This window comes from Mesobacillus maritimus (assembly GCF_023715205.1).
Taxonomy (GTDB): domain Bacteria; phylum Bacillota; class Bacilli; order Bacillales; family Cytobacillaceae; genus Mesobacillus_B; species Mesobacillus_B maritimus_C.
Genome location: NZ_JAMBNR010000003.1, coordinates 315,033 through 326,798, shown reverse-complemented (window position 1 = coordinate 326,798; position 11,766 = coordinate 315,033). Strand labels below are relative to the sequence as shown.

Annotated in this window: 11 protein-coding genes; 9 read left to right on the top strand and 2 right to left on the bottom strand. The window is 41.1% G+C overall.

What is annotated here, in order from left to right:
* Positions 1-13: 13 nt before the first annotated feature.
* The 4 genes from M3182_RS06090 to M3182_RS06075 all read left to right on the top strand — a co-directional run bounded on the left by M3182_RS06090 (position 14) and on the right by M3182_RS06075 (position 5,083).
* A complete protein-coding gene (locus tag M3182_RS06090) occupies positions 14-1,507 on the top strand; it encodes a sodium:solute symporter family protein (protein WP_251557404.1) in 1,494 nt (497 codons plus the stop codon).
* Positions 1,508-1,518: 11 nt separating this feature from the next.
* Positions 1,519-3,210 (top strand): FAD-binding protein, encoded by a 1,692-nt coding sequence (locus M3182_RS06085; protein ID WP_251557403.1) that lies wholly within the window; start codon positions 1,519-1,521, stop codon positions 3,208-3,210.
* Positions 3,211-3,275: 65 nt separating this feature from the next.
* The gene (locus tag M3182_RS06080) at positions 3,276-4,181 is read left to right on the top strand and encodes an ROK family protein (protein WP_251557402.1); all 906 of its coding nucleotides are present in this window, start codon (positions 3,276-3,278) and stop codon (positions 4,179-4,181) included.
* A 62-nt stretch (positions 4,182-4,243) separates the two neighbouring features.
* A complete protein-coding gene (locus tag M3182_RS06075) occupies positions 4,244-5,083 on the top strand; it encodes a MurR/RpiR family transcriptional regulator (RefSeq protein ID WP_349775424.1) in 840 nt (279 codons plus the stop codon).
* Between the two features lie 441 nt (positions 5,084-5,524).
* On the opposite strand, the gene M3182_RS06070 is transcribed toward M3182_RS06075, so the two are convergent.
* Positions 5,525-5,905: a YuzC family spore coat inner layer protein gene (locus tag M3182_RS06070; RefSeq protein WP_251426402.1), complete on the bottom strand. Its 381-nt coding sequence runs from the start codon at positions 5,903-5,905 to the stop codon at positions 5,525-5,527.
* A 265-nt stretch (positions 5,906-6,170) separates the two neighbouring features.
* On the opposite strand from M3182_RS06070, the gene M3182_RS06065 reads away from it, so the two are divergent.
* From M3182_RS06065 to M3182_RS06055, 3 genes are all read left to right on the top strand, one after another.
* The gene (locus M3182_RS06065; protein ID WP_251557401.1) at positions 6,171-6,560 is read left to right on the top strand and encodes a GntR family transcriptional regulator; all 390 of its coding nucleotides are present in this window, start codon (positions 6,171-6,173) and stop codon (positions 6,558-6,560) included.
* 82 nt (positions 6,561-6,642) lie between these two features.
* On the top strand, positions 6,643-7,737 hold the full coding sequence (locus M3182_RS06060; protein WP_251557400.1) for a DUF1648 domain-containing protein: 1,095 nt from the start codon (positions 6,643-6,645) through the stop codon (positions 7,735-7,737).
* A gap of 219 nt (positions 7,738-7,956) precedes the next feature.
* On the top strand, positions 7,957-8,736 hold the full coding sequence (locus tag M3182_RS06055; protein WP_251557399.1) for a divergent polysaccharide deacetylase family protein: 780 nt from the start codon (positions 7,957-7,959) through the stop codon (positions 8,734-8,736).
* A gap of 126 nt (positions 8,737-8,862) precedes the next feature.
* Here M3182_RS06055 and M3182_RS06050 read toward each other — a convergent pair whose 3' ends face one another.
* The gene (locus M3182_RS06050) at positions 8,863-9,060 is read right to left on the bottom strand and encodes a gamma-type small acid-soluble spore protein (protein WP_251557398.1); all 198 of its coding nucleotides are present in this window, start codon (positions 9,058-9,060) and stop codon (positions 8,863-8,865) included.
* Between the two features lie 214 nt (positions 9,061-9,274).
* On the opposite strand from M3182_RS06050, the gene M3182_RS06045 reads away from it, so the two are divergent.
* Positions 9,275-10,192, top strand: coding sequence for an alpha/beta hydrolase (locus M3182_RS06045; protein ID WP_251426397.1), 918 nt, complete (start codon positions 9,275-9,277; stop codon positions 10,190-10,192).
* A gap of 193 nt (positions 10,193-10,385) precedes the next feature.
* Positions 10,386-11,633 carry an MFS transporter gene (locus M3182_RS06040; protein WP_251426396.1) on the top strand — a complete coding sequence of 416 codons (1,248 nt, stop codon included), beginning with the start codon at positions 10,386-10,388 and terminating at the stop codon, positions 11,631-11,633.
* Positions 11,634-11,766 lie beyond the last annotated feature (133 nt).

The following is an 11,766-nucleotide window of genomic DNA, read 5'->3' as shown; positions in this document are numbered from 1 at the left end:
GGGGGAAGATCGAATGGGAAAATTCGCAGTCATTGATTATATTATTTTATTCGCCTATTTATTGTTTATCTTGTATGTTGGGATGGCTGTCGCAAAAAAAGAAATGAAAGGGAAAGAGTTCTTTAAAGGAGATGGATCCATTCCATGGTGGGTTACCTCTGTTAGTTTATTTGCGACGTTACTCAGTCCTATCTCGTTCTTGTCACTTGCAGGAAATTCGTATTTAGGTTCTTGGGAGCTGTGGTTTGCGCAATTAGGATTATTGATTGCAGTACCTGTTGCCATGTACTTCTTCCTGCCAGTTTATCGAAGACTCAATTTAGATACCGCCTATGAGTACTTAGAGCGACGTTTTGATAAAAATATGCGCGTCCTAGGTAGTGTCTTGTTTATCATCTATCAAATCGGACGGATGTCGATTATCATGTATTTGCCAGCCTTAGCATTAGCTGCGGTAACAGGAATAAATACAGTCATAATCATCTTATTTATGGGAGTAATCGCGACGATTTATTCTGCTTTTGGTGGAATCAAATCGGTTCTTTGGACAGACTTTATCCAGGGCGTTGTCCTCATTGGAGGCGGAATTTTCGCGTTAATCATTCTCCTATTCTCGATTGATGGTGGTGTTGGAGAGGTATTCCGCGTCGGTGTTCAGGATGAAAAATTCTTCAGCGATATTGCCTTTTTTGATCCAAACTTTGTGAATAACAGTATTCTACTTCTGATTGTAGGGGCAGGGTTATCAACTGCGTTCTCCTACATTTCCAGTCAGGATATGGTTCAGCGATATTTGACAACAAATGATCCAAAAGAAATGAATAAAATGACCGTTGCCAACGGGATTTTATCTCTAGGAACCGCAACGTTGTTCTTCTTCATTGGGACAGGTTTATATGTGTTCTATACCCAACAAGCCGGACCAATGCCAGAAGGAAAAGCCGACTTGATTTTCGCCAACTTTATCGTGAGTGAGCTTCCGGCAGGGGTTTCCGGTCTATTGATCGCAGGTTTATTTGCTGCAGGTCAATCAACGCTATCGACTGGTCTAAACAGTGTTGCGACCAGCTGGACATTGGATATTCAAAAAATTATGAAACCGAATATGAGTGATGAAAAAAGTACGAAAGTTGCCCGGAATGTTTCAACGATTGTAGGGATTTTCTCCATCGCCTTTGCGATTGTCTTAGCTTATTCCGATGTTGGATCTGCTTATTCCTGGTTTAATGGTTTAATGGGCTTAGTGTTGGGGATCATTGGAGGAACCTTTACGTTAGGAGTCATGACGAAAAAGGCCAATACAAAAGGTGCTCTCTATGGGTTTATTGGAACCACACTAGTCGCAATCTATGTCTCTTATTTCACTGACATATCTTTATGGGCTTATTCCATTATCAACTTAGTCGTATCTTTAGTCCTAGGTTATGTTTTTAGTCTTCTGTTTGGAGGGAAAAGCAAGGCGGAAGATAGCGACCTAACTTATTACGACAAAGAAAAAGCAGTTTAGTAGGTGACAACATGTATCACATTAGAAAAAAACTGCAGACTGACGTATTAGTTATTGGAAGCGGTTTAGCGGGAATAAAGGTTAGCAAAGAGCTTGCCGATCAGAATCTAAATGTTTTGATGGTAACGAAAATGAAGGTGGCTTCTGGTTCAAGTTTCTATCCTTTAAAAGCGTCTCTTGGAACTCAAGTAACGAAAGATGAACCTGACCAACAAGTCTTTTTAAATGACATTGCCGATTTGAGTCGTGGCATGCACCGGGAGGATTTAGCAGAAGTATATGTGAAAGAGATTCCCGAACGTGTCAAAGAATATCAGGAAATCGGTGTGAATGCGAAAAAATTAGCTGGGGAACGGAAAGCCTGCTTTGCTGACCATGAACGTGATATCTATTTATTAAGCGATTGGGACCAAATCCGCGAAAATGTGCGTTCGATTTTTAGCCAATATGAGCATTTGCATGTGTTGGAAAAAACGGTTGTTGTTACGCTGCTTAAAAAACAGAACCGAATCGCGGGTGCCCTTCTTTTAGATGAAAATAACGATATGATTCTGGTTGAATGCAAAGCCGCTATTATGGCAACAGGAGGGTTCGGCAGCATCTATAAGCATAATCTGAATCCAAATGATGTCGATGGCTCGGGTCATATTCTTGCCCTTGATGCAGGGGCACAGTTAGTGAATATGGAATTTATTCAATTCATCCCAGGGATTACGACTCCCCGCTATAAAACATTGTTTGGAGAGCATACATTGATGTATTGCGAAGATATCGTGGATGAAGCGGGCAACAGCTTACTGGCTGATGTCCTCCCAAATGAAGTCTCCAAACAGGACTGCCTTGAAATTCGCAGTACTCATGGTCCTTTTACACATTCGCTAGAATCAAAATACTTTGATATCGCGATGATGAAAAAGATCCTGGTCTCAGAGAATGAAGATGGTTTTAAGCTGTTGTATCAGCCAGAACTATATGAAAATGAAGAAGAATTTTATACAGTCTATTTAAATTGGTTAAAAGAAAAGAAGATTCATTTAGTAGAAGATGAAATTCGAATTGCGCCGTTTGCTCATGCAAGTAATGGTGGCGTTTATATTGATACGGAAGGTCGAACTGGTATAGATGGTTTGTATGCGATTGGAGAGCTTTCCTGTAATATTGAAGGAGCCAATCGCCTTGGTGGAAATTCAACTGGAGCATGTATGGTATTCGGCAAACGTGCAGCGGCACATTGTGGCGAGTATGTCCATGACGTAGAGCGACTAGAGATTTCTGAAGCAGGAGCTATTCAATACATCGGAAGTTTATTTGGTCAAACTAACCAGAAGGAAGCTCTAGTGGAGGATATTCAAACGCAAGCGCAGCAAGCAATTGAGAGAATTAGAGAAATCATGTGGTATCATGGAAATGTGGTGCGCTCTGAGGAACAATTAACGGGGGCACTTGCTGAGATCCAACAGATGGATGCTAGTCTTAATCTAGCAATGCTATTTGCACAGCGAGCAACGCGGAAACTTGCTGTTAAATTGCGGAATTTCCTTCAACTTTCACAAATTCTCTTACAAGCAATGATTGAGCGAAGAGAAAGTAGAGGCGCTCATTATCGTGAAGATTATCCAAATGAAAACCCTGAATACAACAAGCGACTATTTGTGACCAGCGACCAAGAGAAAGGAATTCAATTTGCTTTTTTAGCAAAGTAATGGAGAAAAGCCCGTGACTGGGTTTTTCTCTTTTTCAGCATTGGATAAAAAAGGAGAGAAAATTTATGTTGCTTGGTGTGATTGATATTGGTGGAACCTCGATTAAATATGGCGTTCTTAACGAACAGGGTGAGCTCTTATCTCACAATTCGACTCCGACCGAGGCGATTAAAGGGGGAAAATCCATCGTTGAAAAATTGTTTGTGATCTGTGAAGACTGGATGAAACAGTACTCCCTCGAAGGCATCGCTATTAGTACGGCAGGACAAATTGATCCCTATCAAGGAAAGGTTGTGTTCGCTGCGGATACGATTCCGGATTATACAGATACGCCTCTCGCGGAACTTTTGAAGCAGCATACAGGTTTGCCTGTTACGGTAGAAAATGATGTGAATTGCACAGCATTGGGCGAGTATTGGAAAGGTGCAGCAAGAGGAGTTAACGATTTTCTTTGTGTTACGATTGGGACCGGGATTGGTGGTGGATTGTTTTTAAATGGTGAGCTTTATCGGGGCGCACGTTTTGCTGCCGGTGAGATTGGACATATTAGCCTTTATCCAGATGGAAAGCCTTGTACTTGTGGGCATCGTGGATGTTATGAACAATATGCATCGAGTTCTGCTCTAGCTAAGTTAGTAGAAAAGGAGTTAGGCTCTAACATCTCTTTAATTCAGTTCTTTGACATCGTGAAGCAAGAAGAACCGCAAGCAGTGGCCATTTTTAATGGGTGGATTGAGGATGTTACGTCTGGATTACAGACGCTTGTTCATCTTTTTAACCCAAAATTAGTGGTCATCGGCGGAGGGATTTCCGCTCAAGGCGAGTTTTTATTAAACGCAATCAAGAACTCACTAGATAAAAAACTTACTCCTAATCATCGTAAAGGGTTAACCTTAAAAATGGCTGAGCATGAAAATCAAGCCAACCTACTAGGCGCAGCCAAGCATTTTTATATGTTACATTCTAGTTGAAAAAATAGAATGAGCAACTGAAAATAGAAGAAGCGGTACTACATTCATAAGGGGGATGAGTCGTGGAAGCGAAACCGATTAATGGGATGAAGCCTTCAATCCTAATGGAACAAAATAAACAAGGTTTTACGAAATCGGATTCAAAAATTTATGAATACATTATAGCCAATCCGGAGCAAGTGATCTTTCATTCCCTCACAGAATTGTCAGAGGCTAGTGGAGTGGCAGAAGCGACGGTATTGCGTTTTTTCCGTAAATTAGGATTTAAAGGATTTCAGGACTTCAAGTTTTTATTTGCTCAAGAGGTTCATGCCGATTCTAATCATAAGCATGATGAAACCTATATGGAAAAAATTCGCACCAATATGATTCAATCAATTGAGGATACTTTCGATATGATTGATGTTCAAACGTTAGAGAGCTGTGTCGATGTGATCAATCAGTCCCAAGATGTCGTTATTTTTGGGATTGGCTCATCCGGAATCGCCGGACTGGATATGCAAAATCGGCTTATGCGAATTGGGAAGCATGTAAGTGTGTTTACCGATCCACACTTTCAAGTGATGCGGGCATCTTCATTAAATGAGAAGTCAGTTGTGATTGCGATTAGTTTAACAGGAAGCACCAAGGATATCGTTGATACTGTAGAAATTGCCAAGGAGAAAAACGCAACAGTGATCGCGTTAACGAACTATACAAAATCTCCATTAACAAAGTTTGCAGATTATATTTTACTCACATCAGCAAAAGAAAACCCGCTGGATAGTGGGTCATTGGTTTCAAAAATTACACAGCTTTATTTGATTGATTTATTATGTACAGGCTTAACGATGAAAAACTATCAAGAAGCAGAAAAAGTGAAAATGGAGATCACTGAAAATATCGGAAGCAAGCTTTATTGATTATTTCAAATCTACCAAAGGGATGTCGCTCTTTAAATGAGGAGATAGACGAAAACGTTCGGATTGGCTGTTCAACCTACATACTATGGAATTGAAAAATGAACAAAGCTGGGTGGGGTACCTTGTTATAGTAGTAGGTAGAAAATGACACCGTTCTGAAAAGTCAGGTGCTGAGCCTGGTCGTAGTGGTCAACACCTGAAGGCTTTATCTGTGATTTATTTTTAGCTAAAAAAAGAGTGGCAATATGAGAGTTGCCACGGGCTGTTCCAATTTTTTGCCAAAAAAAACAGTATAAAGACAACAAAATAGGAATGGACAAAATAATTACATAAAGTGCGAATTTGAACTCCGTTACCTTCGGGGTTCTTTTTTTAGGCTTATAAAAGAATAGTGTGTTGGAATCTTGTGTGTTGTCATACTGCTTCTTCCACAATCATGGATTAGTCGCCCCATTTTAAATACATCGATAAATTACAACATGGGGAGCCTTGCGATAAAGCATCGATTTCGATTTTAAGACCTGAAGGAGTAAAGCTTGTTTTAATAGGGGCGTTGACGCCAATGGACTTCATAAGTTGGTCAACCTCTTGTTGTTTTCCTTGTTGAGCAAGGGTCATCAGTTGATGTGCAAACTTTCGATTGGATAATCGGTTTAAGATTGTAATGGCATCTTTAGCAATACCTTGAAATGATTCTACAGATTGGATAAACACGGTATCGTCCACATCTGGGTATTGTCGATAATGAGGCTGTGGATAAGGTGGATAACAGTAATAAGGGCGTTGTGGATAGTAAGTTTGTCGCTTGTAGTGAGAATGCACGGTAAGAATCCCTCCTTTAAATAAGAGAAACACATCTGTTTCAAAGGGTTTGTTTTCAAAGTTTGCATGAAAACATACCCAGCACAAGAGAGCTACTATTACTTTATACACAACGCCTACCCAAACGTGCCTGTTCACTTTGGTGGAGTGGGAATAAATGGATGGTGCCTGGCACCATCCATTGATTTTCCAAAAAATAATTTTGTTCTATGAAGTGTAGAACAATTCTGTTATAATAAGGGTAGAACAGAATGGGGGTTGAAAGATGATTATTCAAATTGAACCTCAATCGGATGTTGCGATTTATAAACAAATCACCAATCAATTAATTGAGGGAATTGCCCGTGGTCATTTGCGCCATGGTGACTCACTTCCTTCCGTTCGTGCATTCGCTGCCGACCTTGGTGTCAACATGCATACAGTCAATAAAAGCTATCATGAGCTAGAAAAAAGAGGCATCATTAAAATTGTTCCGAAGTCGGGCGCAGTCATTGAAGCTCAAACAAAGCTGCTGCAGGGAAGCCCTCATGCTGAACGGATACAACATGAATTAAAAACGGTGATTGCCGAGGCACTCGTCCTTGGAATGAAGACCGAGCAACTCGAACAAGAACTAGCGATGATTATGGAAGACTTGAAACACAACAAGCAATAAGCTTTTCTACACTGAAATGGAAAAAAAGAGTTGCACTCCTATTGATGAATACGAAACATGAACAGAATGGAGGACGAATTTTATGACAGTGACGATTTTTCTCATTCTTTACTTTTTTATCACTTTGGTTGAGATGGCGATTCCCTACTTAGTGAAGCCAACCATTGTGTTTGGGGTATCGGTTCCAGAAAAAAAGATGCGTGATCCCCGCTTGTTGAAGTTTAAAAGGCGTTATTCGCTAACGGTGTTGGCGACTTCCTTGGTGCTTTTCATTGGACTGCTCGTTTGGGGGATTCAAGTGAATAGCACGGAAGAAACCCTGATTCTCATCACGACAGCTGCTCCGTTTGCTCTTTTATTCGTCAGCCTCGCATGCTATGTTTATTTTCACGCGAAAACAACTCAACTAAAGAGGGAAGAGAAGTGGGGAGAAGGAGTTAAGCAACTTCAAATTACGGACTTGTCAGTTCGTTCCCGAGACGAAATGCTCCCTTGGTATTTGTTTGCCTTACCGATGCTTGTCACTTTGGGGATAATCGCTTATACAATCGTTCATTATCAACAACTTCCAAATCAAATTCCGACGCACTGGGGTCCAAATGGGCAACCTGATGCCTTCACTGAAAAGAACCCTTTTTCAGCAATCTCATCGCCAATCATGCTTTTCATCATGCAGGTGATGTTCTTAGTCATCAATGAAACAACGAAGCGATCAGGCATAAAACTTAGTGCAACAAGTACGGAAGCATCGAGAGTCCGGCAATTGACATTACGCAAATACACAAGTTGGTTCATGTTTCTTACAAGTATTCTTATTACGATGCTGTTTTCCTTTTTGCAATTAATGACCGTTCATGAAAACTTATTAAGCGAAGTCATGATGTTGCTCATTCCTTTCGCCTTTTTATTAATCTTATTACTTGGATCTATTGTCTTTGCAGTAAAAGTGGGCAAAGCTGGCGCAGACAATTGGGTTCAATCGGGAGATGGAGTTGGCGATTTTGATGAGGATCAATACTGGAAAGGCGGCTTGTTTTATTTTAATAAAAATGACCCGTCAATCTTTGTGGAGAAACGTTTTGGGGTTGGGTGGACATTAAATTTTGCTAATCCAATCGGGTATTTCATTACCTTTGGACCAATCTTGTTAATCCTGATTGTAACCTATTTTACCTAGATGATTGGGAAGACCTTCAGTTGTGGAGGTCTTTTTTAAATATAAAAATTTATTAACATGAAGCTGTGGAAAAGTAACTTATCCACACGGTTTTCTTGGTCGCTACCTTGCGAGCTGAATCTTGCAAAAAGTCCTTTACACAATTAGTTATGCACAATCACTTTGTTTGGGATGAATCTCCTGCTTTTAAGCCATCTTAAAAGAAAAGGAGTGGTTAAAATGAGCATGTTTCGAATGGCGATGTTGCTTGCATTTGCGAGTCTAATTTCTTTTACTCAAGTCCAGGCGGAGCAGTCTGCTTCCAAAGAATTGGCCATTGTGATTGATGACTTTGGAAATGGGATGAAAGGGACGGAAGAAATGCTGGATTTGCCAGCACCGCTAACGGTAGCGGTCATGCCGTTTTTATCAACAACTCATGAAGATGCCCGTAATGCACATTCGAAGGGGCATGAAGTTATCGTGCATTTGCCGATGGAGCCGAAAAAAGGGAAGATAAGTTGGTTAGGCCCAGGGGCAATTACAACCGATTTAAGTGATGAGGAAATTCGCGAAAAAGTAGAAAAGGCGATTGCGGATGTCCCGCATGCGGTAGGGATGAATCATCATATGGGTTCAAAGGTAACAGAGGATGAACGAGTGATGAGAATCATCCTGGAAGTGTGTAAGGAAAAGGGCTTTTATTATTTAGATAGTAAAACTACAGGGAAAAGTGTAATTCCAAGGCTGGCAAGTGAGCTAGGTGTTCCTTATTTAGAGAATGATTTATTTTTTGACCACGTATATTCGTTGGACCATATCCAACGTCAAGCAGCGAAGTTAGGAAAGAATTTAGAGAAAAGAGAGCAAATTATTGCGATTGGGCATGTGGGGGTAACAGGAGATAAGGTTGTGGGAGTTCTTGCGCAGCATCTCCCTAAGTATCAACAACAAGCGGAGCTAGTACCAGCTTCTGCTTTGCTCAAAAACTTCTATCGAATGGATGAGACATTACCATAAACAAGGTTAAGCGGGAGGACGAGTTCCCCCGTCATAGGAAGCACTAAATTAGCGGTGTTTACTACCAAAAAACTGGATGGTGCCTGGCACCATCCAGTTTTTTGGTAGTTACCTACATACACTTTATTATTCTTCTTCTGTGTGCGGCCCCGACTTTAGTTGTTGCTTTACTTCTTCTACATTGGTATTGCTGTATTGAGCTGTTCCACGGCCTCCGGTTGTTTTAGCCAAATATTGTTTTACCTCGTTGTAGGACATCCCCGAGTCCGCATTTTTCTGCCGGACGGACTCGATATCAGTACCAACTTGTGTATACTTTTTCATCCTGTTATTCACCTCAACTGTTATGGTGAACAGAAAATAGCTTCACTATCCACAAGTTGTCCCCAGTTGTGTATTCTATGATTGAAAAAATGAAGGAATTCACAGAGTAAGGTACAATTAAGAAAATAGGTGAAAATGGCACAAGAAGGCGCACATATTCACTAACTAATACAAAATAAACTAATGATAAGCAATGACGCTGGGAGGAATTTGTGTGGAGGAATCAACGTTTTACTTTCACGCTCAAGATGGCAAGGAGCTGTTTGCAAAAAGTTGGGTAGGGGAACAACAACCAAAAGCAGTGCTGCAAATTGCTCATGGAATGGCGGAGCATATTGGACGTTACGGTAATTTAGCGAGGTTCCTTGTTTCACATGGGATTTACGTCTTTGGAAATGACCATCGAGGTCATGGGCATACAGTAAGGCGGGACGAGGACCGAGGTTATTACGCCGACCAAAACGGGTTTGAAACGGTCGTCGAAGATATGAAACAGTTAACAGATGTCGTCAAAGAGGAATTTCCAGATGCACCGCTTTTTCTCCTTGGGCATAGCATGGGGTCTTTCTTGAGTAGAAAATACGTTCAACGCTACGGAGAAGAACTTCAGGGAGTTATTTTTTCAGGGACTGGAGGTCATCCAGGGCTAATCGGTAAAATTGGCCATTTCCTAGCAACACAGGAAGCAAGAAAAAAGGGACGCCGAACCCCTAGTGAGCGCATGAATAGTTTAACTTTTGGAAGTTATAATAAAGCATTTTCACCAGGACGAACCGAATTTGATTGGCTAACGCGTGATGAAACAGAAGTGGATGCATATATCAAAGACCCTTTATGTGGGGGAGTATTTACAGCTGGTTATTTTGAGGACTTTTTAAAGGGCCTCTTATGCATTTACGATGAGGATGATCAGATTCCTAAACAGCTTTCTGCTCTTTTTCTTTCAGGAGATCAAGATCCGGTTGGGAAAAATACAAAAGGAGTGCTACAAAGTTATCAACAGTTAAAATCCGTTGGTCTAACCGATGTGACCTATAAGTTTTATCCAGGAGCAAGACACGAAATCCTAAATGAAACCAATAAACAAGAAGTATATGAAGATTTATTAAAATGGATTGAAAAGCGGTTGTAGTTGAAGGTAAAAACGTACCCAGATAGCAGGATTTTCGAAAGAAAAAAAGAATTACCAATTAACTGGATGGTGCCTGGCACCTTCCAGCAATCTTCCAACATGTGAGGTATGCTCCAGGTATACTGTACTTCTGGAAAGTAAAGAAAGGCTGTTGCTAGCGAAATGTTAATGGCCAAGTAAAGAGGCGAATAAGATGAATCTTGGGATGGTAAACACTCAGAGGCCGATGGCAAAGTTGAATCCATGGCGGATGCTGTTGTTTCTTCTACTGGCACAATTGCTTGTTGCGTTTGTCGGGAGAAGTGTGGGGCCGCTGGGTGTATTGATTGGGAAAGACTTAGCTTTAACAAAATCGCAAATCGGGATGCTACCTGCTGCTCTGTTTTTAGGGCAAACTTTAGCGGCTGTCCCAGCAGGGATGCTAACCGATCGGTTTGGTTCAAGACGATTATTGATTGGCGCCTCTTTTTGTCTCGGATTTGGTTTTATGGTGATGACTTACCTAAGTCAATTTTGGCTCGTCCTCCTGTTTGTAACCTTAGGTGGTCTCGGCTACGGATCCATGCATCCGATTACCAATAAAGGCATTATCTACTGGTTTACACTCAAGCAACGGGGAACCGCAATGGGGATTAAGCAAACAGGGGTAACAGCAGGCGCAGCGCTTGCTGGGTTGATTTTACTGCCGTTAGGAGCAGAATATGGATGGCGACCAGTTTTGTTGGCGGCATGCGTGCTATTGCTTCTCAGTGGCATTCTCTCTTACTTTCTCTACCGCGATCCACCCGATCAAACGCAAGCAATCAACAAGAAAGGCCTTAAATCCTTATACCAATCAATGTTTAAAATGATAAAAAACAAACCATTGATGCTCGTAAGTTTAAGTGCTTTTGGGATGAGTGGGTCACAGATGTGTTTAAATACCTATATTGTGCTATATGCCCATGAACAACTTGGAATCTCCCTGTTTTTAGCAGGTGTTCTTCTTGTAATCTCGGAAGTAAGTGGCTCATTTGGAAGGATTGCTTGGGGGATGATTAGTGATTACTTATTCAATAGCAACCGGGTCATTATTTTAATCATGATCTGTGTGTTAACAGCGATATCCAGTTTACTCGTGGCGCTAGCAAACAATGCCTCCTTTTGGATGCTTGTCCCTATTGTCATTGTTTTTGGCTTTGCAATTGCTGGATTTAACGGAATCTGGATGAACCTTGCGACTGAGATTGTTCCTCGGGAGCAATCCGGGATTTCTACTGGAGTTAGTTTAACATTCGGCTCAACAGGGGTCATTATCATTCCGCCTTTATTTGGATTTATGGTTGACCAAACCGGTAACTTTGCCGCAGGCTGGTTTTTCCTTTCGGGAGTGATGGTCTTTGTGTTCATCGTATTGAGCTTTCTTACGATAAAAATGAAAACCAATTCCGTTCAATCATGAGTAAAGCCTCCGAAAAATAGGTCTAATCGACGGTATCATCGGACCTAGTGCCAGCTCTTTGAGTAGGTCCATTGTTGTAAAAATTCAAACTAGTAAAATAAATAATAGACTGTCAGGTACTTCCATTTTAAAA

What these genes read in the sequence shown, in the direction of transcription:
- M3182_RS06090 (WP_251557404.1), top strand. Translation starts at nt 14, where the DNA reads ATGGGAAAATTCGCAGTCATTGATTATATTATTTTATTCGCCTATTTA.
- M3182_RS06085 (WP_251557403.1), top strand. Translation starts at nt 1,519, where the DNA reads ATGTATCACATTAGAAAAAAACTGCAGACTGACGTATTAGTTATTGGA.
- M3182_RS06080 (WP_251557402.1), top strand. Translation starts at nt 3,276, where the DNA reads ATGTTGCTTGGTGTGATTGATATTGGTGGAACCTCGATTAAATATGGC.
- M3182_RS06065 (WP_251557401.1), top strand. Translation starts at nt 6,171, where the DNA reads ATGATTATTCAAATTGAACCTCAATCGGATGTTGCGATTTATAAACAA.
- M3182_RS06060 (WP_251557400.1), top strand. Translation starts at nt 6,643, where the DNA reads ATGACAGTGACGATTTTTCTCATTCTTTACTTTTTTATCACTTTGGTT.
- M3182_RS06055 (WP_251557399.1), top strand. Translation starts at nt 7,957, where the DNA reads ATGAGCATGTTTCGAATGGCGATGTTGCTTGCATTTGCGAGTCTAATT.
- M3182_RS06050 (WP_251557398.1), bottom strand. Translation starts at nt 9,060, where the DNA reads ATGAAAAAGTATACACAAGTTGGTACTGATATCGAGTCCGTCCGGCAG.
- M3182_RS06040 (WP_251426396.1), top strand. Translation starts at nt 10,386, where the DNA reads ATGAATCTTGGGATGGTAAACACTCAGAGGCCGATGGCAAAGTTGAAT.